Below are 23,936 nucleotides of genomic sequence, written 5' to 3' on the forward strand. Positions count from 1 at the left end.
TCTCCTTCCTTTTGATGAATATACATTTTAATCAACGAGGCATATCAACAAGATAAAGAGAGGTATTTAACCCTCTCCTACAATATGATTCAATTTACTTATAGTATCTTCAATGTCTTCGTAATTTATTTCTAATACTAAATATTCTGCATCTAATTTTAAAACCTCTTTAACACTCTCTTCAGATAAAATACCTCTTCCTATACCAACATGTATATCATTGATACCATCATTATCACTTAAATGTATCAATTTTATCTTATCTTTCAAGTTATTTAAATAATCATCCTCATCAATTAAACAGTGTCCAGTATCGTAACAAAAACAAATCTTAGAATTTTTAATCCTCTTAAATATATATTCAAAATCATAGGATATATTTCCAATATTTGAAAAATCCCCACCTTTTGAATAAGTATTCTCTATACAAATATGTGAATCTGTATTTATTTTATTAAAAAAATCTACACTATTATCTAAATACTTGTCCCTATTATTTTTAAGTCTATTTGTCATAACATAACCCAAATGAAGATTAAAGTACCTTATATCAAATCCTTTTAGCTCTAATTCTATCTTCTCAATAAAACTTATCCATGAAGCTCGTATATATTCTATATTTTCACAAGTGTTTAATTCCATAGGTAAATGTATCCCTATAGACAACCCTAGTTTAGAAATTCTCTGCTTATATTTACATAACTCACTACATTCATATATATTATCAATACCAATTTCCAAATGAGTTATTTCCTTTGTACTTTCACAAAGTTTTAAAGCACCCTCAATATTAAACAACAAAGATGCCACACCAACTGCCATACAAATCACCTACTCAAAAATACCTATTTGTGTAAAAGGAAACACTCTTAAAATAACTTTTCCTTTAATATTTTGTTCATCCACTAATCCTACTTCTTTATACCTACTATCTAAACTTACTTCTCTATTATCTCCCATAGCAAATACTTTACCTTGAGGAATCACCATATCAATCTCGCCTTCAGTATAATTATCATGTATATATGAAACTTCATTTAATAACTTACCATTTATATAAACCTTAGAATCTTTAATTTTTAAATGGTCTCCTGGTACACCTATAACCCTTTTTACTAACTCTTTTTTTCTCCCATTATCTTGCAACAAGTCAGTCTTAAATATCATTATATCTCCACATTTTGGTTCTGATAATTTATATGTTATTCTATTTGCCACTAAGTAATCGTGTGGTTTAAGTGTTGGGTACATTGATTCTCCATTTACTAATGTTGGTTTTATAAAGCGAGTTATAATAAATGCCAAAAAAAGTGCAGTAATAATTATTTTTATCCACTCTACAATCTCTTCTTTAATAGTTTCATTCATTCACAAATTCTCCTTTATAGTTATATTATCTTTATTGATAATGCTACTTTTAAGCACTATCTTTTAGATAAGTCTACTAAATAAGGTGTTGTCTTTTTTATATAGACAACTATTGTGTATGGTCTGGTGATTTCAGTTAATCAGCGATTGCTCCAAATTTTATATTTATAATGTTTAGTCAATAGTTCCTATCTTAGAAAATGGATACAATCTGACTAGAACTTTTCCTAGAACGGTGTGCTCGTCGACCAATCCAACCTCATCGTATCTACTATCTAAACTTCTTTCTCTATTGTCTCCCATTGCAAATAATTTTCCTTCTGGAACTACTATATCAATATCTCCATCAGTACGATTATTATGTATATAGGAAACTTCATCTAACAATTTATCATTTACATATACCTTGGAGTCTTTTATCTTTACATGGTCACCAGGAACCCCGATAACTCTTTTTACTAAATCTTTTTTCTTTCCATTTTCTTCTGTTAAGTCGGTTTTGAATACTATTATATCTTTGTATTTTGGCTCTCCTACTTTGTACGCAATTCTATTGACTATCAAATAATCACGTTCTACAAGCGTAGGATACATTGATTCTCCTTTAACTATTGTTGGCACTATAAAACGCGTTATTGCAAATGCCAAAACAAGAGCTATGACAATCACTTTTATCCACTCTACAACTTCTTTTTTAACTGCTTCACCCACTAAAATCGTCTCCTCTGTGTTCAATATTAAGTCAATCTACAGCAAAACTAATCTACCATAAACTTACAATATAAATATTATACTTCTTTTTTCTAATAGTTTAAAATACTTTTCTAAGACCTTTAGGGTAATGATTCTTAATTGTACCAGCAGATTCTTTTCCCCAACCTAAAGGTATATCTTCAACTGATACCAAAACCCATCCTCTACTTTCATTAGAATTTATAACATCCCCTTTTAAATATTTAAGAATCGATTCGCTTTGTACACTAAAGTTTTCAACGTTTTTTACATCTTCAACTTTTAAGTAATGAGATAATGCATGAGAAGGCTCAAATCTATTCTTCTTTAAAACCCCTAAATGCAAACCGTATCTCAATACTTTTAGTTTTTTTGTATCTGGATATATTTCAGGAAGTAGGTACAAATTTTCTCCTCTTAAATAAAATTTATTTTTTTTATTACTATAAAAATCAGTCTTTAAAAATTTCTTTTCAAACTCCCTATAATCCTTTATTTCTTTATCTAAATTTTTTATTTTTAATTCTTTTACATTACTTTCTTCTTCTTCTAATTTTTTTATCTTAGCTACAAAATGACCTTCTCCCTTTATTTTATGAGGCCATAGCCTTTCCATCTCAACAAGTTCTGCATGTGGATATTCACTGATAAACTCATTTATAACATGTTCATTCTCCTCTTTTGAAAAAGTACATGTTGAGTAAATTAAAATACCATCTTTCTTTAACATTTTATATCCATCTCTTATAATCTCCTTTTGAATAGATTGGCATTCAATTACTTTTGCCTGACTCCAATCTAAGATGGCCACTTCATCTTTTCTAAACATCCCTTGCCCAGAACAAGGAGCATCTATAATCACCTTATCAAAATACCCATTAAATGTCTTTCTTAAGCTATTAGAATCAGTATTTGTTATTATACAATTTCTCGCTCCAAATCGTTCTAAGTTTTCTCCTAGAGCTTTAATTCTACTTGTATTAATCTCATTAGAAACCAATAAACCTGTGTTGTTTAATCTAGATAATATATATGTAGATTTGCCACCAGGTGCAGCACACATATCAAGTACTTTATCTCCTTCTTTAATATCTGCTTTTGGTATTACACTCATTGCAGAAGGCTCTTGTAAATAATATGCTCCAGCCTCATGTAATGGATTTCTACCAGGCCTATTAATTTTATCATCATAATAAAAACCTTCATCTGCCCACGGTATCTGATATAAATCAAATAAATTTAAATTCAATAGTTTTTCTTTATCAATTTTTAGTGTATTTATTCTAAGACCAGTAGTCTTTTCTTCATTATAACTTTTTATAAAATCATCATATTCATCTTCTAGTATTTCTCTAATATCTTCTAAAAATTCTTTTGGTAAATTTGCCAAATTTATAATCCCCCTTTTTATCTGCGTTACTTGTTCGTCATTTATTTTCTTTTCTTTTTCTTTAAGTTTCCAAAAAACACTTTTTTAGAGTTATTCATATATTTTTCAAGTTTATCAAGATTTATTTTCCACAAAATTATGACATAAACTATAAATAATATAATAGCCCATCTATATTCTATCATCAATATAAAATCAAAAACTCCATGTAATAAAATCGGAATTAATACAGCCATAAATAAGTATTCACGTTTTTTAATTTCATTCCCCTCAAACTTATACTTAGAAATATAATATCCCATAGTAATAGCAAACATTACATGAGCTGGAATGGAGATAACTGCTCTATTAATACCAACCTGTAGTGCTAAATTTCTACTTTCAGAGAAAATATAAACTATATTTTCAATTGTTGCAAATCCTAAAGATAAAAATACAGAATAAATAATACCATCTAATTTTTCAGTAAAGTGCTTTTCTTTAATCAATGAAGGAATTAGTATTAAAGCTTTTACACCTTCTTCCACAAGACCTGCAACTATAAATGATACATATAATAATTCTGAATATCCTTCAAATACATTAAACTTCATTAATAGATTTTCTAAAAGAATAATTATAACACTTAAAAAAGCACCTATCATAAAAAATTTAATTAAATGGATTAGTGGCTCTCTACAATATTTATCTTTAGATCTTATCCAAAACATACCTATTAATATAGGTACTACTGCTAATAAAAATAAATCCAGCTTCATAGGTAATTTTCCTTTCAAAGTTTTTAATTCATTCATGTTTTATAATTACTACTTATTTTTAGTTTATTTGTGTTTTAAATATACACTTACTTTTAATTTATTTTCTTTCAGCTTTTATTTTAAATTTTTCTACACTCAAATTTATATACTAAACTCTTTATCATTTGATAGGTTAAAAATACTTAAAAAAATTTAAATTTATATCTATATTATTTAACAAATCTCAAGCCATATTCATATCTTGAAATATAAGGGAACTAAATTCATTTAAAGAAAGGGTGATTTGATGCAAGATGGTTTCTTAACAGTAAGTATAATTGATGCTACTAACAATAGACCCATTCAAAATGCAACAGTAAACATATATTCAATGTCTAATGGTAGCCAAAGCTCATCAACTTTATACCAGAACCTAATAAGTAATGAATCTGGCCAAGTGACTGGATTAGTATTACCAGCACCAGATGTAGATTACTCTCTACAACCATCTGATGTTAGACCTTACAGCCAGTATATAGTAGAAGCTATAGCGGATGGATATGAGACAGTTGTCATAGAAGGGACACAGTTACTAGCTACAATTGAGGCGAGACAAGGAGTTCCTATGTTTCCTAGAACAAGAAGTAAGCGTTCCTTCTCAAGACAAAGTGAATTGATTTTTGATATAGGAGAACATACTTTATACGGTACTTATCCTCCTAAAATTCCAGAAAGTAACCTAAAACCATTACCACCACCTACTGGTTTTGTTGTATTAGATAACCCTGTAGTGCCTGAATTTATAGTAGTTCATGATGGTTTACCAGAAAATACATCAGCGGCAAATTATTGGATTCCATTTAAAGAGTACATTAAAAACATAGCCTCATCTGAAATATATTCAACTTGGCCTGAGCAGACAATCTACGCAAATGTAATAGCTATAATATCATTTACTTTAAATAGAGTCTTTACTGAATGGTACAGAAACAAAGGATATAACTTTACAATCACCTCATCAACAGCATATGACCATAAATTTATAAACAATAGAAACTTATTTGAACCAATTAACGTAGTTGTAGATGCTATATTTAATACATTTATAAAAAGACCTCCTACATCAAGACAGCCACTACTAGCTCAATATTGTGATGGTCAAAAATCTCAATGTCCTAATCAAATGACTCAATGGGGTAGTAAGGACCTAGGTGACCAAGGATACGATTATGAAAGAATACTAAGATATTTCTATGGAGACGAAATAGTGTTTGAAAAAGCTCCAGTAGTTAGTGGTGTACCAGTATCATTTCCTGGAACTACACTACAAGTTGGTTCTTCTGGACAATACGTTAGAACTATACAAAACCAGTTAAATGCTATATCTAATTCTTATCCAGCTATACCAAAAGTGAGGGAAGATGGAATCTATGGTACAGATACAGAAAATTCTGTAAAAATATTCCAAGGAATTTTTGGTTTACCTCAAACTGGAGTAGTTGACTTTAAGACATGGTATGAAATATCCAGGGTTTACGTAGCTACAACTAGAATAGCTTCTTTAAATCCTCTAATTTAGATTTTAACTAACTTATTCGCTTAACATAAAAAATGGCTGTTATAAACTACTATCTGTTATAAGTTTTTTAACCTATAATCATAATAGTCTTAGCAGCCATTTTTTGTAGTTATAACTTATTATTTTAGAACCTTAAAACTCTTAAATGGTGGATTTTAAGCTTCTTAAAAACAGCAATCAATAATTCTAACTTAATAACTCTAACTTTATTAATAATATTAATTTGTAGCTTTAGATTTATTGGCTAATGCTAAAATTAATCCTAGAGCTATAGATGCAAAAGCAGAGGCAATTACTCTATATTCAGCAGGGAACAAGAATACAATTGTATGACATGGTATCCAGAAAAATGGTATAGTTTTCAAAACACTAAAACCAAGATATGCATTCCAGTCTACAACATTTACTACATCTTTAAGAACTACCTTAACACCCTTTCCAACTTCGTATTTTTTATCTATAAAACAATCCATAACCTTATGGAATAAAAATACAGTTGGTGACATTAATATATTCATAGTTGCACTCTTAAATAGAGCATTTGCAAAAGCTATTCCTTCAAATGGAAGCATACCATCTACTTGTGCCTGCCCTACACCTGCTGAGTAAATTGACATAGCATATGTTGTAACTACACCTATAATTCCCCAAACTACAGCTCTGTAAAAGATTCCCACTGGTATTTTCCAGTTTTTATGCAAAATTCTAGCACCAAGTAAGTCTCCCATTGTTGCTAACACAGCAAACTTGAAAAAACCTCCAATATATGGATGTGCACCTGTTGCTTCCATAAATACCGCTCTACTACTTGGCATCACTAAAATAGCAATAAGACAAATAAGAACTCCACTCCATATAAAATCGCCTTTTTTCATATTATAAATACTATTTAATAATCTAAATAGTTCTCCTTCCTTTCAAGTATTTATTTTATTGTTATCTCTATATAAATATATTTATTAAATATTGCTTACTTAGGTATTCATTTTCCATGTTTAAATTGATAAAATTTCATTTTTAAATAACTATCTTAGTAAATAGCTATTGCATTAAATAACTATTACATATAGCTTTCTTTTGAAATTATTTTTTAACCCTTTATATATTATATTTTTAATTAATCTTTCCTAACCCTTTTTGTATTATATCTATAATTAATCTTTCCTAACCCTTTGTATATTATATATAATTATTTTTTCTGATTCTTTATATAGTTTTTTATCTGTAATTTTTATTTTCTAAATATTCATTCCTTCTCTTAAAGCTTTTATATTAATTTCTATAAACTTAGGTTTAACCTGTTGTGATACTATCTTTTCCCAATCTATATCATTTTCTAACTGTAAAGCCTTAATCAATGCTCCCAAAAGTACTACATTCATAACCTTCTCATTTCCAAAACCTCTGGCAATATCAACTGCCTTTATCACTGTTACATCCACTTTTTCTTTAATATCGTCTATTATATTTTCAGGATAATCCACTCTACCTGTTAAAATTGGTGCAGAAGGCATTTCATAATCATTTACTACTAATTTACCCTCAGGCTTAAGAAAATCAAGATATCTTAAAGCCTCCATAGTCTCAAATGAAACTAATACGTCAACATCTCCTTTTCCAAGTATAGGAGAGTGTACTTTTTCTCCATATCTAACTTGTGTTGTTACACTTCCACCCCTTTGAGCCATACCATGAACCTCTGACATCTTAACATCATATCCAGTATCTATAAGACCAGCAGAAAGTATTTTACTTGCTAAAACAGTACCCTGACCTCCTACTCCTGATAACAATACATTTTTAACCTTTTTCATTACTTTTCACCAACCTTTTTTATAGCATTTACTGGACATACTTGTGCACATACTGTACATCCTACACATTGAGCCTGATTTATACTTGATTTCTTTTTAGATTTATCAAATCTCAAAGCAGGGCATCCTGTTGTAAGGCATTTCTTACATCCAATACATTTCTCATCATCTACGCTACAAATTGATGGTGTAAGGTCGAATCTTTTTTTATCATCTTCTGTAAATTTTTTTAATGCACATGGCCATCTAGTGATTATTACTGAAGGTTCATCAATTGATAAAGCCCAATTTAATGCTTCTTTAACTTCATTCAACATGTTAGGATTAACTACCTTTACATTTTTACAACCCAAAGCTTTTACTATAGTCTCAATGTCCATCATTTCAGTAACATCACCTTGCAATGAAAATCCAGTTCCAGGATTTTCTTGATGACCAGTCATTCCAGTAATTCTATTATCAAGAATACATGTTACAGTATTACTTTTGTTGTAGATTATATCTATGAGACCATTTATTCCTGTATGAAAGAATGTTGAATCTCCTATTGTAGATATAGTCCTCATGTTAATATTATTTTTAGTAAATATCTTTTGTGCTCCATGAGCTACACCTGGCCCTCCTCCCATACATATACAAGTATCTTTAGCATTTAAAGGCTCTGCTCCTCCTAGACCATAACATCCTATATCTCCACTTATAAGTACATTTTTAACCTTTCCTAGCTCATAGAAAAATCCTCTGTGTGGACATCCTGCACATAAAGTTGGAGGTCTGCCAACTATTTTTTCTTGGCTATACTCTATTAGTTTTCTTTTTTCTCCCAAAATTGATTGAGCTATAATATCTGGATTTAACTCACCTATATTAGGTATCTTTTCTTTTCCAATACATGGTATGTTATTTTCTTTAAGATGTTCTTCTATATAAGGTTCTAATTCTTCGATTACATAAACAGTTTCTACTTGTTCTGCAAAACCTCTTATCTTCTTTGTTGGAAGAGGATATGTAAATCCTAATTTTAAATATGATACAGTATCTCCAAACACATCTTTAGCATACTCATAAGAAGCTCCTGAAGTTATCACGCCTATTTTCTTATCATTCCATTCTATAAAGTTTAAGTCAGTTTCATTAGAAAACTCTTCAAGCTTTTTTAATCTATCTTCAAGTTTAATTCTTAATCCTCTTGAAGTTGCTGGAATAGCATCAAACTTAGAAAGATTTCTTTCATATTTTTTTACAATTGTTTCTTCTTTTTCTCCTAACTCAACAAGTCCTTTACTATGACATATTCTAGTCACCATTCTAAATAAAACTGTTGTATCGTATTTTTCACTTATCTCAACCGCAGCCTTTAGCATATCCTTACATTCTTGGCTGTTGCTTGGTTCTATCATAGCTATCTTTGCAAATTTAGCATAATGTCTATTATCTTGTTCATTTTGTGATGAGTGCATCCCAGGGTCATCTCCAGATACAATAATCATCGCACCATTTACTCCCATATATGCATATGTAAATATTGGGTCTGCAGCAACATTTACTCCAACATGCTTCATAGCTGCAAGGGCTCTACCTCCTGCAATAGAAGCTCCTATTGCTGACTCTACTGCTACTTTCTCATTTGGTGCCCACTCTGCAATTATGTCATCTTTATATAGTGCTATATTTTCCAATATTTCAGTACTTGGTGTTCCTGGATAAGCAGCTGCATAAGATATGCCTGCTTCGTAAGCACCACGTGCTACTGCCTCATTTCCTGTAAGCAATTGTTTCATGCTTTCCCCCTCCTTAGAAATAATACCTCTTTGATAACTTAGTGTATTTGTTAGCGATACATTTTAGAAGCTATCAACTATATATTTATTATCAATACAATTTAAATATTGATAGCAAATAATAATATGAATCCATAAATTTATAATATTGTTCTTATTTTATTTACTAAGCAATTGCCATGCCAATAGCCTTAATTTTTTTAAAACTCACTTTTAAAATACCAAATTGCCATTTTTCTTTAAATTTTAATGACTCTAATAATTAAGAATTAATTTTCGTTAGAATTTTCATAATATTTTTAATATTATTTTAAATAAAAAAAAAGTAATGTTAACATTTCTTAACATACATTAAAAAATGTTAACATTACAAACTGAATTAGTACTCTTACTTTGGCTAGATTTACTTTTGTATCATTTAATTATTTAACGACCATAGAAACCTATCAATCCATTTCCATTGTCTATTCTAATAGGTTTCATAATCTTTAAACCTTCATTTTTTATCTTTTCTAAATCTTTTTCCATACTCTTAATTGTATTTTCAAGGTCTTGTGAACTTAAGTCTTTAACTTGTGTAGTGTCTTTAGCATACTCTTTTAATTCTTCAATACGCTTAGCATATTCTTCATAAGTGTAATACTCAACTCCATATTTTTCTAAGTCAGCAGGCTCAGTTATTCCTGATTTTATTAGAGAATCAAATTTATCTAACGTAATATTAGATACATCACTACTTCCATCTGCAAATACTGCTCCTGTTCCTCCTAATACTATAGCAGATGCCATCATTGTACTTATAAGGGATTTTTTTATTTTCATAACTCATATTCCTTTCTTAGAGATTTATTTGGGTAGTGTAGTTCACAATGACTATTGCAATAGTTATTAACTACACCTTTAGACTATCATAATAGTCATATTTATGTCAAGTATTTCTACAACGTTTTTTAGTAAAAATCCATATTTTGAATAAAAAAAGTAATGTTAACATTTCTTAATACATATAAAAAATGTTAACATTACAAACTGGGTTTAATACTTTTACTTTGACTAGATTTATTTTTATACTATTTAATTTGTTTATTTTTTACTTCTCTATCTTCATATAGACTTTAAGCCTTTTGTTATCGTTTATTTGTTACTTGTTTTATTCTTGTTTACTATGTTTAATTACGCTTATTTAGTTTTTTAAATACTTTTTCCACCTATATCTAAAAAATTTAATATTAATTATTCAGCTCTAGATAAAGAAACTGCCAATTGAGTTCCATCTTCATTATCTATTACGATAGGTTTCATTATCTTTAAGCCTTCAGTTTTTATCTTTTCTAAATCTTTTTCCATAATCTTAATTGTATCTTCAAGGTCTTTTGAACTTACATCTTTAACTGCTGAAGAGTCTTTAGCATATGCTTTTAACTCTTCAATCTGCTTAGCGTACTCTTCATAAGTATAATACTCAACTCCATGTTTTTCTAAGTCAGCAGCATCAGTTACACCTGATTCTACTAGAGATTTAAACTTAGATAACTCAATATTAGATACATCGTCATTTCCACTTGCAAATACTGCTCCTGTTCCTCCTAGTACCATAGCAGATACCATCATTGCACTTATAAGGGATTTTTTTATTTTCATAATTTATATTCCTTTCTTAGAGATTTATTTGGGTAGTGTAGTTCATTATGACTATTGCAATAGTTATTTACTACATCTTTAGACTATCATAATAGTCATAATTGTGTCAAGTATTTCTATAAAATTTTTTAATAAAAAATACTATCTCAAAATAAATTTAATTATTTTAAGATAGTATTCCTAATTCTCAACCCATCCTTATTTGTCATATATCTAGTTGCTTTCAGAATCTTTATACTGCAATTTATTATTTGTTAAAATCTTCATACTTTTTGTTACAGATATCTTCTTAGAAATATTATCAGTTGGTACAACTGAATACTTTGACATATTAGAATACACTTCTTCTACATCAACCTTTGAAGTAATTTTCTGCATTTTATATGTTTCTGATGTACTTAAATCAATGCTTTCATCACTTTTAGCTGATAATCCCACAGAAATATTTGTATTATTTATCTTAGATTCTATTTTTAATGGCTGACCTCCTATTGAAAAGTCGTTTTTATTACTTTGCTCAATTTCCATTAGATTAAAAGATTCAACTTCATCAATTTCTTTATTTCCAGTTGCAAAAACAACACTAGTCCCACAAATTAACACAGCTGAAACTAAAAAAGTAATATAGGTTGATTTTTTAAACTTCATAACATTAACTATTCTTTCTTCTATCTTTGTCTTTCCAAATCCGTTATAAAGTGTCATTGGAAATGTATTATGTTCCTCTGCTAAACTTATAAGCGTAGTTGCATAATCAGCTCTATATTCTTCACCAACTATACTCATTACCTTTTCATCACAACTAAATTCTATATCTTTATTCAATAAAAAAAGCATTACCCAAACTAAAGGATTGAACCAATGGACAGCAAGAGCTACAATCATAAACAACTTCAATATATTGTCAAACCTATTGATATGAACCAATTCATGAGTTAAGACAAAGTTTAGAGTTTGGTTATTGCTATAGTCCATTTGTTTTGGCAAAATAATATTCGGTTTTAAAATACCAGTTGTAAGAGGTGTTTTAGTAAATTCAGAAATACAAACAAAGAATTTTCTAAAACCTCTATTATCATATGCCCACTTTTTAATAAATTCATGATTTTTTATATGTATCGAAGTTTTAAAAAGATTAATCGTCCTGGTATACTTAAAGCATAAAAACATAATAAAAGTAATAGAAATTCCAAACGTTAAAATACTTGATATTTCCAATGCTGTAAAATTCTCAAGATTGAATAAAGCCTTAGAATCTCCAAAATTATTCTTACTGATAGAATTATTATTCTTCTTAATTGAATAATCCACAGCGGATGCATTTCCCAATTGAGCATCAAAATTTGACTCAATAATGCTATAAATACTAAAAGTAGAATTTAAACTTACTGGTACTAAAAGTTTAAACAAAACAACTAACCATAATAATACAAATACTTTTTTAGGCAATTTTTTAAACAAACATGCTCTTATAAAAATAACAATTAAAATTAAAACCCCAGAAGTAACACTCATTTCTAACAATTTAGTGAACATTAATCTTACCTCACTTTAATTTCTCAACAATTTGTTTAAGTTTTGTAATCTCATCACTTGAGAGATTTTCTTTATTAATAAAAGCTGAAAGAAATTTCTCTGAAGACCCTCCAAACATTTTATTAATTAAGCTTTCTGTTTCATGCTTCTGAACTTCTTCTTTGCTTATTAAAGGTCTACAAACAAAGTTTGGTTCAATTCTTTCTATTGCACCTTTTGATACTAATTTTTTTATAACTGTATACGTAGTGTTTCTATTCCACCCTGTTTCTTCCTTTAAAACTTTTACTAATTCCCCTGCTTTACTTTCTCCTATCTCCCATAGAACTTCCATCACCTTAAGTTCTGAATCAAATAATTTTATTTCCATATAAAATCGCTCCTCAAATATGGTTATCACAATAGTCAATATTATAATTTAAAACTATCACAGTAGTCTATGTGATGTCAACCATTTATTTTTTTAATAACAAAAACTGTCCTTTAAAGAAATAGTTCTTGTAAAAGACAGTCTTGTCATTTTTATACTTTAATATCTAAATAAAGCTTTATTTTATTTAACTATAAAACCATCTTAATACATAGAATAAGATTTTTCCTTATCTAATAATATATCTTCTACATCTGGATTATCTTTTAATAATTCTCTATAGAAATTACAATTAGTAACTCCTATATATGGAATTAACCATAACAAACCTATTCCTAAAGTAAATATAGTCAATATATACCATCCTATAAAGCTAAGATTTAATATAAATAGTTTAAGTACATTACCCTTCATCATATCTAAACTAGCACCCATTGCTTTAAATACACCAAGATTATCTTTATCTTCACATATTAAAAAAGCAGCTTGAGAAATGTATAATAACAATATATAAACTGGCAACATCAACACAATTACTATAATAACTAGAGTTATGGCAGTAGAAATTACAGTTCCTACTCCAACATTATTACTTGATAGATATTCAATTGCTCCACTAGTAATTAAAACTCCAAATGACAAAAATGCTCCGATAATTGTGATTATAAAAGAATAAATATAAACAGCAATTGATTCTAATATATAAAGTCCAAAACTTCTTAAATAAATTCTTCCATTTACGAAGATATCTCCCATCTTGACTTTTTTATCTTTAGTAATCTTTAAAAACATACATGTAAATCCTGCTGCAACTAAAAAACCTATTATCGCTACTATGATAGTAGTTAAGGGTTCAAAAGGCAATCCTATAAATGATATAGCTACTATCAACGCAATATATATTGCCATATTAATTGCACATGTTCCCCAGTTTCCAGATAACTGAGCTTTTGATACTCTTTTTAATTCTTGCCTTGATAACATAAAAAACACCCCTTTCATTTTATATAAAAAATCTCCCTAAAAGCATATAAATAAACTTTTATCATATAATATAATATTAATATATCATATTTTCGACTATATAACACACAATTATTCACCATGTTTTATCAAGATATAGCATAATTGTATTGAAAGTTTTATATAGTCAAAACTGCCAAGTATATCAAATAAATTTGAAAGGTAGTGTTCAATAAATAATAAAATAAACTATCTTTCAAACAGTTTATTATATGTTTAAAAGATAGTTTTAGTGTCTTTAAAATAAATTAAATTGTATATATTCCTTCACATAATTTTTGTATATTGCTAGGTGGTTGCCATTTACCATCTTTTTTTGTATATGTAATTGAAGTTGTAACATCTTTCGTTGGCTTTTTGTTATAAAGGTCTATAATCATTTTTGCCATATCATCTTGAACTTCTTTTTCTGCTTTATTGTAATTATTTTTATCAGTTACATATGATTTTACTAAATCGTTTGCCTCAGACATTACTTTACTAGTATCCAATGCTTTACTTACAACTTTTAAAGTTATCTTATCCTTACTAGAAGAATCTACTGTTACTGTCTTTTCAACACCTTGTATTAATTTAACAATTGTGTCATATATCTTTTCAGCATTCTCTTTTCCATAAAGAGGTGTTAATTGAGCAAGCATTGAAACTTTATCTGTGTTATTATAAGTTTGAATTTGTTTATATTCAGCTTCTGTTAAAGCATCAGAAATGCCTTTTTCATCGTATTTATACATTTCTAGTGCTGCTAAATTAGCTTCAAAATTCGACTTTACTTTTTCTTCTGCATTAGAACAGCCTATAGTTAGAACTAAAACTAAAGCCATAATAGAAGACAAGATTAATTTTTTTACCATTTTCATACAAATATCCTCCCTCAGTTAATTGAATAAAAAAATTTATTTATTAATATTATAGCATAATTTTGTCTAATTATAAGTTTATTTTGAAAATTTTACCATTCCCAATCTATTCCAATCCCTCTATCTTTTGCTTTATCATATATTCTTTTCGCTGTTACGACATCTTGTACACCTATTCCGACACTTTTAAACACAATTATTTCGTCATCATTTTCTCTTCCGGAAATAGTTCCATTTATAACATTTCCCAAATCACCACTAAAATCAGCTTTGCTTATTTTACCTTCTTCTAGAGGAATTAATATATCTCCTGATTCTGATAAAACTGCATCTGTTGATTCAAAAAATATCTTAGATGCTCTAGTTAAACAAGTTGGACACATCTCTTGCATATCTGGTAAGTATGAACCTACAGCACTCACTAATGCTCCCTTTTTAACCAAATTTCCATCAAATACTGGTTTTTTTGATGTTGTTGCTAAAACTATTACATCAGCATTATCTATGGCTTCATCAGATGACTCAGCTGCAACTATTTTAGTATTATATTTACTTAGCTTTAAGTTCATCTCTTTTGCAAATTTTTCTCTACTTTCTTTATTTCTACTGAAAACTCTTACTTCATCTAAATTTCTAGCTTCTAACATAGCTTCAAGTTGTGACTCACCTTGTCCTCCCAAGCCTATTAAAGCCCCTATCTTAGAATCCTTTTTAGCTAAAACATCTATAGCTGCACCAGATGCTGCACCAGTACGAACTTGAGTTATATAAGTACCATCTAAAGCAGCACATACTTCTCCAGTCTCCCCATCTAATAATAATACTGTTGCTGGAATTACTGGTTTGCCTTTTTGAGCATTTTTAGGGAATACAGATACAATTTTTATTCCTGCACACCCTAAGTCCTCTACATATCCTGGCATAAATAACATACTAGCATCCTGACTTGGAACTGGTATATTAGTTCTCAAAGGAGTTACACTTTTTCCTTCACAATAAATTCTAAAAGCCTCTTTATCAGCCTCAATTGCATCTCTCATAGTAAATACTTTTTTTATGTCGTCTTTTTTTAAAAGTAGCATTTTATATACCCCCAATTTTAATAAGTTTCTATGCTAGATATTATAACATAACATTTTAATACAAATTCTATTTCATATTAAATAAATATATTTCAAATTAAATAATCCTATTTCAAATTAAACAAATCTACATACTCCGATTTTAACATATAGCTTATTAGTTTTTTGTTTATTGAAAATTCTGGTATTCCTGCTGCATATGGAGTTATATCGTATAAATCAAAATATATAACTAAGTTATCATCTTGCAAATAAAAATTTTGATTTTCTTTTATCCCTTTAAAATTATATATTCCTACATTTTCTTTATCTTTCTTTTCTAAATCAGTTATTTGTTGTTTAATTTCCTCATCTATAACTTCTTTATATTTAGTATTATCTTTAAATAAGTCCATTAATTCTAAAAACTTCCCTGTTCTCATATCTACATTATAAGCTATATCTTGATAATAACCATGTGCTCCACCACTGTAAGTATAATATCTTACCTTTATACTAAGAGCAGAATCAGTATTCTTTTTAAGTTCAAAGTCTACATTTGCAACAAATTTATTTTCTTCATCAGGATTATCTTTAAGGTATTGTTTTGCCTCTTTATACGATTTGTTATAAAATTCAAATATATCATTTTTTATTCTATCATTTGTAGACCTTTCAACAATCTTATTTGAATTTGTTATTATAGGCATATTTATAGTACTTTCTATATATTCATCATTTTTCACTATTGTCTTACTTCCTATTGTACTTACTGATAAAGTTTGTTTACTATTTGTAGTATCTTTTGGCAATGATTGATTACTCATAACGCTTACAGCTTCTTTGTCTTTATTTAGATTAAGTAAAGCATCTTTCCCCAAATTATTATATCTATAGTCATGTTTAATTGCTAAAATAGCTATTATAGTCAAGGATAAAACAAACACATATCTTAAAACTCTAGCTTTCGTATTTACTTTAAAAAATTTCATCTTATTATTTTCCTCCTAAATATAAATCTCTCTTATTATATTTGGAGTTTCTAGGGTTTTTTATCCATATAATTTAATAAAAGATTAATTTTTATTTATAAAAATTAATCTTTTTCTTTTCAAATATTAAGATGACTTATCAGACAACTTGAAATTTTATCAAGTGGTAATTGGATTACAACAGAACCTCTATCAAATGCTACCATTGGCATTCCATATACAATGCAAGAATTTTTATCTTGCCCAATTGTAAATGAACCTTTCTCTCTCATTTTCAAAAGTCCAGTTGCTCCATCTGAACCCATTCCTGTAAGTATTATTCCTACTGAGTTTTTACCTGCTACTTGTGCTACTGAATCAAACAAAACATCTACAGATGGACAATGTCCACTTATTCTTTCACCTTCTTCACAAGTTACATAATACCCATCTTTATCTAAATGTAATTTCATTTGATATCCACCAGGTGCAATAAGTACATTTCCTTGCTCTACTCTATCATTATTTTTAGCTTCTCTTACATTCATAATACACTGCTTATCAAGTCGTTGTGCATACATCTCAGTAAATATAGCTGGCATATGTTGAGCTACAACAACCCCTGGTGTAGATTTTGGTAAGTCTTTTATAATCTCAAGTATTGCTTCTGTTCCACCTATAGATGCGCCTATAGCAATGACCCTGTTATTAATATTTTCCACATTACCGCCCCCACAAAATCATATATCTAAAATATTCTTCTATTTTTTATAAACAGCAGGTTTTACATAGTCGTATTCTGTATTTCTTCTATTTACTATCTCTGCATGACCTACAAATAAAAATCCATCTTTTTTAGTTACATCATAAAATTTATTTATAAGCTCTTCTTTTGTTTTTAAATCGAAATAAATCATAACATTTCTACAAAAAATCAAATCAAAAAGTTGATGTGAGAAATCTTCAATTAAATTGAATGGTTTAAAAAATACACTTTTTCTAATCTTATCACAAACTTTAAATGTACCATCTTTATTATCTATGAAATATTTTTTCTTCCATAATTTTGGAACATTATCAACATTTGCTTCTGTGTATACAGCTCTTTTAGCTTTTTCAAGTGAATTCATTGAAATATCTGTGGCTATAATTTTAATATTCCACAGGTCTTTCCTACTCCCAAAATAATCATCTAAAGTCATAGCTATTGAATATGCTTCTTCTCCACTAGAGCAACCTGCACTCCATATATTTAAGTTTCTGAGTTTATTATTTTCTTCCCAAAAAGGAAGTATATTATTATACATATACTCAAAATGCTGATGTTCTCTCATAAAAAATGTATGATTTGTGCTCAACCTATTTATTAAATTTATAGCTTCATTTCCTGTCTTATCTCTAAATAATAGGTTCATATATTGACTAAAAGAACTAAACTTTCTCTCTCGCATTGTATTATATAGTCGTCCTTCAATTAATACTCTTTTTTTGCTTAAATCAATTCCGTACTCTTTTTTTATATAGTTTACAAGAATTTTAAATTCTTCATCAGTGAGTTTTATCATACAAAAAACTTCCTCCTGCCAATTTATCAAAGCTAATTACATGCTGTCAATTAGAAACTTTCGAATATCTAAAATTAGTATAGACTTATCTCCAACTTTTACAATCTCTTTTATAACTTTATTTATATTTATGTTGTTAGAAATAGTTGTCTCTAGTAAGTTTAAGTCATCTATAAGAACGACATCAACAACTTTGTCTACAATAATTCCAACTTGATACTCATCAATTTTTATAATTATTATGCATGTTCTCTCATTATAATCAACTTCAGGAAGATTGTATCTAATATGCATATCAATAACTGGTATAATTCTTCCTCTCAAATTAATAACTCCATTTATATAATTTGGAAGACGTGGTACATATGTTATTGGTTGAAACCTTATAGTCTCAATTACATTTTCTAATTCTATTCCATAAATAACATCATTAACATAAAATGTTAATACTTGTTTTATAATATCATTTGTAGACATACTTTAAATCCCCTAATATATTTCCATAATGTTATCTGCATCTATAATCAGACTTATACTTCCATCACCAAGTATTGTGCATCCTGAAAAACCATTGTTTTTCATATTAAATCTGTTAAAATAAACTGGAAATGGCTTTACTACAACCTGTTGAGTTCCTATTATTTCATCCACAAAAATACATACTGCTTTATGCTCATTTTCTATGATTATCATATTTCCATTTACTAATTCAGTTATATCTGTATGAATATCATATATTTTATGTAATCTTATAATAGGAATACATGCTCCATATATTGTAATTAATTCTGTTCCACTACCATCTTTAATTACTTGGCTTAAATCTGCAAGTTTAAATGTACTTCTTATTGATGATATTGGCAAAGTAAACATAGATTTTCCAACTTTGAACTCCATACCTTCTACTATAGAAAGTGTCAGTGGTATTTTTATAGTAAATGTTGTTCCTTCATCTTTTGTACCTTTTACACCAATTGAACCACCAACTTTTTCAATACTTTTACGAACAATATCCATCCCTACTCCTCTACCAGAAAATTCAGTTATAGATTCCTTTGTAGAAAATCCTGGAGTCATAATTAAAGAGTTAATTTCATCATCAGTATATTCATTAATTTGATGTTTAAGAAGACCTTGTTCTTTAGCTTTTTCCAAAATCTTATCTTTCATGAGACCTCTGCCATCATCTGAAATACTTATGACAGCTTCTCCGCCTAAATTTTCAGCAGATAAAATTATAGTTCCTATTTCTTTTTTACCCTTAGATATGCGTTCATCAGCAGGCTCTATTGCATGGTCCATAGCATTTCTTATAAGATGCATAAATGGTTCTGCTAAATTATCCATTACATTTTTATCTACTTCTGTTTCATTTCCTATAGTTACTAGTTCAACATTTTTATCTAATTTTTTATTCATATCTCGTACAATTCTATGCATTTTTTGAAATACACCTGCAATTTTAACCATACGCATTGACATTACTATATCCTGCAATTCATCTGTAAGCTTATGTAATTGTCTGGTTGCTTTATTGAAATTATCTATATCAACACCTTTAGAATCTACACTATTTACAACCATTGATTCCATAATTACAATTTCTCCAACTATATTTTGAAGTAAATCTAGTTTTTCTAAATTTACAGTCATAATATTTTGTTTACTTATAGGAAGATGCTCATTTCCTTCAATTAAAACATCTTGCTCTAAGTCAATTTTCTCATTTAAGACACTTTCTTGTAATGCACTTTTTTCTTTTACAAAATTATTTTCATCTTTAGAATTTGTCTCCAAATTAGTTTTTGGGTTTTTCACCAACATATCATCCTGTTTTTCACTTGTATATATATCATCTTTATCAACATTTGAATACTCTTTTACATATAGATTATCTTTTATTGTTTTATAAATTATGTTTTTATCATCTTTAGCAATAAATTGTATATAAAATCCATATTTTTTAATATATTCTGCTGTACCTGTATTCTTTTCTACGTCTTCAGGATAAAATGCTAGAAATTCACAGTAATCTTGCAATTCAAATGTAAGCATAAAAGCTCTTACATTTTCCATCATACAATCTTGTTCAAAAACTATTTTGACTATGTCTGAACCTTCTCTATATGAAAAATTTAAATTAGTTATTTCTTTTTCGTATGTGTCTTCTAAGTTCAACTTATCTTGTAATTTTGTAGAACTTGATAGTTCTAGAGTACTTACATAATCTTCAATATCTTTTATAAAGCTAGAGCAATCAGAAGTTGTACAATCTCCTGATTGTAATTTACCAACATCATATTTTATAAAATCTAATGCTTGAAAAACTAAATCAAACAATAAATCATTATCTATAATCTCTATTTTTCTTTCACGTATAATATAAAATAGGTCTTCTACACTGTGTGCTAAAGCAGACATATTATCTAGACCCATCATAGAAGCTGAGCCTTTTATTGTATGCATAATTCTAAAAGTTTCATTAATATTACTGTCGCTAAATATTCTTTCTTTTTCTGTCTGAATCATAATTTCATCTAATTGCTCAAGTAATAGACTTGTCTCAAATATAAACATATCTAACATTGGTCTCATACTTGGTTCAATGTAATTCATATTTATCACCTACAGTCGACAAATAAATTTCTATTTTTTCTTATATATAATATTCTATAATCTAAATCCACGATGATTTTCTTATCTCACTTTCTTTTAGATGAAATTTTTCTACTAATTCTTTTAAAATTTGTGCTTGAGCAGACATTTCTTCTGAAGCTGCAGCACTTTCCTCTGCTGTTGCAGAGTTCATTTGAACTACTATTGAAATTTGCTCTATTCCAGATAAAATCTGTGTAATTGCTATCTCTTGACTATGCACAGATGAAGAAATTCCATTAATATAATCAGTAGTTTTTTCTACACCATTTACAACTAAGTCTAATGCTTTTGCAGTTTCTTTTGCAATTTTGACACCATTTTCCACTGTTTTAATAGCTTCTTCTATAAGAATTGCTGTGTTTTGAGCTGCTTTAGCACTTTTTCCAGCCAAAGACCTAACTTCATCTGCAACAACTGCAAATCCTCTACCATATTGGCCTGCTCTTGCTGCTTCAACGGCTGCGTTTAATGCAAGAATATTAGTTTGAAAAGCTATCTCATCTATGGTTTTGATTATCTTTGATATTTCATTTGATTTTTCACTTATTGCCTCCATTGATGTCATCATATCATCCATACATCTACTTCCAAAACCAACTTGTAGTGCTGATTGGTCAGATACTTCACATGCAAGACTAGCACTATCTGCACATTGCTTAATTCCATCAGATATTTCATTAATTGTAGAGGCTAATTCTTCTACTGAACTAGCTTGTTCAGTAGCACCCTGCGAAAGAGCTTGTGCTCCTGCTGCTACTTGTTCTGATGCACTTGCAACTTGCTCAGCTGACAGATTTATTTCATAGAAATCATCATTAAAAGAATTTATTATACTTTCTAATGATGTTTTGATTGATTTAAAATCTCCTATAAATTCTTGTTCTATGTCTATTCTTAAATCCCCTTTTGCAATGCTAGTTAATGTACTGTCTATAAGGTCTATATAATTTAATAACATATCTTGCATCTTTTTGACAGAACTTACTAACATTCCTATTTCAGATTTACTTTCTTCAACATCTATACTTGTTCTTAAATCACCCGATGCAATTCTTGAAAAATGTTTTTCTACTTTATTAATAGGAATTACTATCTTTAGTTTTATTACTGCATATTCTATTATTGTTAATATGATTAATAGTGAGAGTATAAATATCGTTCTTAGTATCAAACTTTGTAATTCTTTTTTAACTTCTACAATTTCAGAATTTGAACGAGTAACCACATCCTCTTGAAATTCATCTATTAAAGAATCCATTTTTTCTTGAGATTCTACATATTCGCTACTAAAAATTATACTTTGAGCTAAGCTCTTGTCATTACTTTCAACTGCATTTATAGCACTTTGTTCTTTTGGTACCAAAGAATCAGATATCTCCTTAGCTTCCAAAATTTTATTTGACTCAGTCTTTGTAAGACCAATTTTTTCAAGTTTATTTAAAGCAGATTCTCTTGTTTTTCCATATAGCTCTTTTTCATAGACATCTTTATCCTTTTTTTCACCTGTAAAAACGTACCTTCTTAACATGTCACAAACTTCTCTTGTTGTGTCTTTTATATACTGACTTTCATTTCTCAAATTGTTCATGTCATTGATACTTTTTTCCACTTTTTCAAATGCTTTATAAGATGAAATTGAAGAAAAAATGCCTGCCATAACAGCTAGTACTATAATAATTAGCAATACTATTGCCAATTTGGAAAGCTTTACTTCTCTTTTCATATCTATACTCCTTTATAAAGTAAGTTTATCAAGATATCAATCTATATCTTCTTTAGTCCATTCATTGTACTTACTACACTGCAATCTTTTCCTAGATTTTTTCCCTCGTACATTGCCTTATCTGCTAGGGATATATTTTCTTCTAATGATATGTTTGAGTTTACCTCTACTACTCCTAATGTAATAGTACACTTTATTTCATTTCCTTTATAGTTAAATTCAAATTCCTTTATTTCTTTGCGAATTCTCTCTGAAAGTATTTTTGCCCCTTCTATTGAAGTATTAGTGAGCATTATCAAAAATTCTTCTCCACCCCATCTTGATACAGTATCAATTTGTCTACAATTCTTTTTAATTATACTTGAGATTACTGTTAGCACAAAATCTCCTGCTTCATGACCATAAGTATCATTAATAACTTTAAAATCGTCAATATCTCCAAGAATAAGAGATACTGTTTCATGACTATATCTATTAATTTTTCTTTGTTCCATAAGCTGATTAATTATATGACGTCTATTGTAAAGACCTGTTAGATAATCCCTTACAACTAATCTATTTAATTTTTCAAGAGAAGATTCCAGTTCATTATTTATTTTTCTTAATTTATCTTGAGATTTTTTGACTTCAATATGAGCCATAACACGAGCTTTTAATTCTGTCATACTAAAAGGTTTTACCATATAGTCTATTGCTCCTACTCCAAAACCCTTTACTACATCTGTATCTGTATTTTTTGAAGTTATAAAAATTATAGGTATATCTTCTGTACGAATATTAGATTTGAGTTCTCTACACAATTCAAATCCAGAATTGTCTGGCAAAATTATATCAAGCAGAATAATGTCTGGTGTACACTCTTTAATACACTCTTTTGCCTCTATTGCATTAAATGCTTTTATGACTTTAAAATTATCTTTTGTAAGTGTTTTATCTATTAAATCGCACATTAGAACACTATCATCAACAACTAAAATTGTTCCTTGTTGCTTATTTTCCATATCCAAACCTCTCTTAAACATAATATATTCAAATTTTAATAATTTAAAATTCTTACACTTAATAATTATACCACTATAGTTCCAAATGTTCTCATTATAATATAATTACAATGTCACTAAATTATA

23 protein-coding genes are annotated in these 23,936 nt (G+C 28.5%); 1 reads left to right on the top strand and 22 read right to left on the bottom strand.

Features of this window, described 5'->3' with window-relative positions:
* Positions 1-66: 66 nt before the first annotated feature.
* The 5 genes from IC213_RS15975 to IC213_RS15995 form a co-directional block, all read right to left on the bottom strand.
* Positions 67-822, bottom strand: coding sequence for a sugar phosphate isomerase/epimerase family protein (locus IC213_RS15975; protein ID WP_227433613.1), 756 nt, complete (start codon positions 820-822; stop codon positions 67-69).
* Positions 823-831: 9 nt separating this feature from the next.
* A complete protein-coding gene (gene lepB / locus IC213_RS15980; RefSeq protein WP_227433614.1) occupies positions 832-1,368 on the bottom strand; it encodes a signal peptidase I in 537 nt (178 codons plus the stop codon).
* Positions 1,369-1,542: 174 nt separating this feature from the next.
* Positions 1,543-2,079, bottom strand: a complete 537-nt coding sequence (lepB, locus tag IC213_RS15985; RefSeq protein ID WP_227433615.1) for a signal peptidase I — start codon at positions 2,077-2,079, stop codon at positions 1,543-1,545.
* Positions 2,080-2,179: 100 nt separating this feature from the next.
* On the bottom strand, positions 2,180-3,490 hold the full coding sequence (locus IC213_RS15990) for an RsmB/NOP family class I SAM-dependent RNA methyltransferase (protein WP_227433616.1): 1,311 nt from the start codon (positions 3,488-3,490) through the stop codon (positions 2,180-2,182).
* A 41-nt stretch (positions 3,491-3,531) separates the two neighbouring features.
* Positions 3,532-4,284, bottom strand: a complete 753-nt coding sequence (locus IC213_RS15995) for a PrsW family intramembrane metalloprotease (RefSeq protein WP_227483648.1) — start codon at positions 4,282-4,284, stop codon at positions 3,532-3,534.
* 250 nt (positions 4,285-4,534) lie between these two features.
* Here IC213_RS15995 and sleC point away from each other — a divergent pair, with 250 nt between their 5' ends.
* Positions 4,535-5,806, top strand: coding sequence for a spore cortex-lytic germination protein SleC (gene sleC / locus IC213_RS16000; protein ID WP_227433618.1), 1,272 nt, complete (start codon positions 4,535-4,537; stop codon positions 5,804-5,806).
* Positions 5,807-6,024: 218 nt separating this feature from the next.
* On the opposite strand, the gene IC213_RS16005 is transcribed toward sleC, so the two are convergent.
* From IC213_RS16005 to IC213_RS16085, 17 genes are all read right to left on the bottom strand, one after another.
* Positions 6,025-6,681: a hypothetical protein gene (locus IC213_RS16005; protein ID WP_227863271.1), complete on the bottom strand. Its 657-nt coding sequence runs from the start codon at positions 6,679-6,681 to the stop codon at positions 6,025-6,027.
* Between the two features lie 363 nt (positions 6,682-7,044).
* Positions 7,045-7,620: an indolepyruvate oxidoreductase subunit beta gene (locus IC213_RS16010; RefSeq protein ID WP_227863272.1), complete on the bottom strand. Its 576-nt coding sequence runs from the start codon at positions 7,618-7,620 to the stop codon at positions 7,045-7,047.
* Positions 7,620-9,401 (bottom strand): indolepyruvate ferredoxin oxidoreductase subunit alpha, encoded by a 1,782-nt coding sequence (iorA, locus tag IC213_RS16015; RefSeq protein WP_227433621.1) that lies wholly within the window; start codon positions 9,399-9,401, stop codon positions 7,620-7,622. Before iorA ends, IC213_RS16010 begins: the two co-directional genes overlap by 1 nt.
* A gap of 426 nt (positions 9,402-9,827) precedes the next feature.
* Positions 9,828-10,223 (bottom strand): hypothetical protein, encoded by a 396-nt coding sequence (locus IC213_RS16020; protein WP_227433622.1) that lies wholly within the window; start codon positions 10,221-10,223, stop codon positions 9,828-9,830.
* A gap of 411 nt (positions 10,224-10,634) precedes the next feature.
* Positions 10,635-11,042 (bottom strand): hypothetical protein, encoded by a 408-nt coding sequence (locus tag IC213_RS16025; protein ID WP_227433623.1) that lies wholly within the window; start codon positions 11,040-11,042, stop codon positions 10,635-10,637.
* 213 nt (positions 11,043-11,255) lie between these two features.
* The gene (locus IC213_RS16030; RefSeq protein ID WP_227863273.1) at positions 11,256-12,578 is read right to left on the bottom strand and encodes a M56 family metallopeptidase; all 1,323 of its coding nucleotides are present in this window, start codon (positions 12,576-12,578) and stop codon (positions 11,256-11,258) included.
* Positions 12,579-12,588: 10 nt separating this feature from the next.
* Positions 12,589-12,948, bottom strand: a complete 360-nt coding sequence (locus IC213_RS16035; protein ID WP_227433625.1) for a BlaI/MecI/CopY family transcriptional regulator — start codon at positions 12,946-12,948, stop codon at positions 12,589-12,591.
* Positions 12,949-13,152: 204 nt separating this feature from the next.
* The gene (locus tag IC213_RS16040; RefSeq protein WP_227855832.1) at positions 13,153-13,932 is read right to left on the bottom strand and encodes a DUF975 family protein; all 780 of its coding nucleotides are present in this window, start codon (positions 13,930-13,932) and stop codon (positions 13,153-13,155) included.
* A 287-nt stretch (positions 13,933-14,219) separates the two neighbouring features.
* Positions 14,220-14,831, bottom strand: a complete 612-nt coding sequence (locus tag IC213_RS16045; protein WP_227433627.1) for a hypothetical protein — start codon at positions 14,829-14,831, stop codon at positions 14,220-14,222.
* Between the two features lie 92 nt (positions 14,832-14,923).
* Positions 14,924-15,913, bottom strand: coding sequence for an ornithine cyclodeaminase family protein (locus tag IC213_RS16050; protein WP_227433628.1), 990 nt, complete (start codon positions 15,911-15,913; stop codon positions 14,924-14,926).
* A 107-nt stretch (positions 15,914-16,020) separates the two neighbouring features.
* Positions 16,021-16,884 carry a DUF3298 and DUF4163 domain-containing protein gene (locus tag IC213_RS16055; RefSeq protein WP_227433629.1) on the bottom strand — a complete coding sequence of 288 codons (864 nt, stop codon included), beginning with the start codon at positions 16,882-16,884 and terminating at the stop codon, positions 16,021-16,023.
* A 119-nt stretch (positions 16,885-17,003) separates the two neighbouring features.
* The gene (locus tag IC213_RS16060) at positions 17,004-17,585 is read right to left on the bottom strand and encodes a CheB methylesterase domain-containing protein (RefSeq protein WP_227483650.1); all 582 of its coding nucleotides are present in this window, start codon (positions 17,583-17,585) and stop codon (positions 17,004-17,006) included.
* A gap of 39 nt (positions 17,586-17,624) precedes the next feature.
* Positions 17,625-18,428, bottom strand: coding sequence for a CheR family methyltransferase (locus tag IC213_RS16065; protein WP_227831371.1), 804 nt, complete (start codon positions 18,426-18,428; stop codon positions 17,625-17,627).
* Between the two features lie 36 nt (positions 18,429-18,464).
* On the bottom strand, positions 18,465-18,905 hold the full coding sequence (locus IC213_RS16070) for a chemotaxis protein CheW (protein ID WP_227433632.1): 441 nt from the start codon (positions 18,903-18,905) through the stop codon (positions 18,465-18,467).
* Positions 18,906-18,917: 12 nt separating this feature from the next.
* Positions 18,918-21,044 carry a chemotaxis protein CheA gene (locus tag IC213_RS16075; RefSeq protein ID WP_227863274.1) on the bottom strand — a complete coding sequence of 709 codons (2,127 nt, stop codon included), beginning with the start codon at positions 21,042-21,044 and terminating at the stop codon, positions 18,918-18,920.
* Between the two features lie 61 nt (positions 21,045-21,105).
* Positions 21,106-22,809 (bottom strand): methyl-accepting chemotaxis protein, encoded by a 1,704-nt coding sequence (locus IC213_RS16080; RefSeq protein WP_227433634.1) that lies wholly within the window; start codon positions 22,807-22,809, stop codon positions 21,106-21,108.
* A 41-nt stretch (positions 22,810-22,850) separates the two neighbouring features.
* Positions 22,851-23,810 carry a diguanylate cyclase gene (locus tag IC213_RS16085; RefSeq protein WP_227433635.1) on the bottom strand — a complete coding sequence of 320 codons (960 nt, stop codon included), beginning with the start codon at positions 23,808-23,810 and terminating at the stop codon, positions 22,851-22,853.
* Positions 23,811-23,936: the final 126 nt, after the last annotated feature.

This window comes from Clostridioides sp. ES-S-0049-02 (assembly GCF_020658465.1).
Classification (GTDB): domain Bacteria; phylum Bacillota; class Clostridia; order Peptostreptococcales; family Peptostreptococcaceae; genus Clostridioides.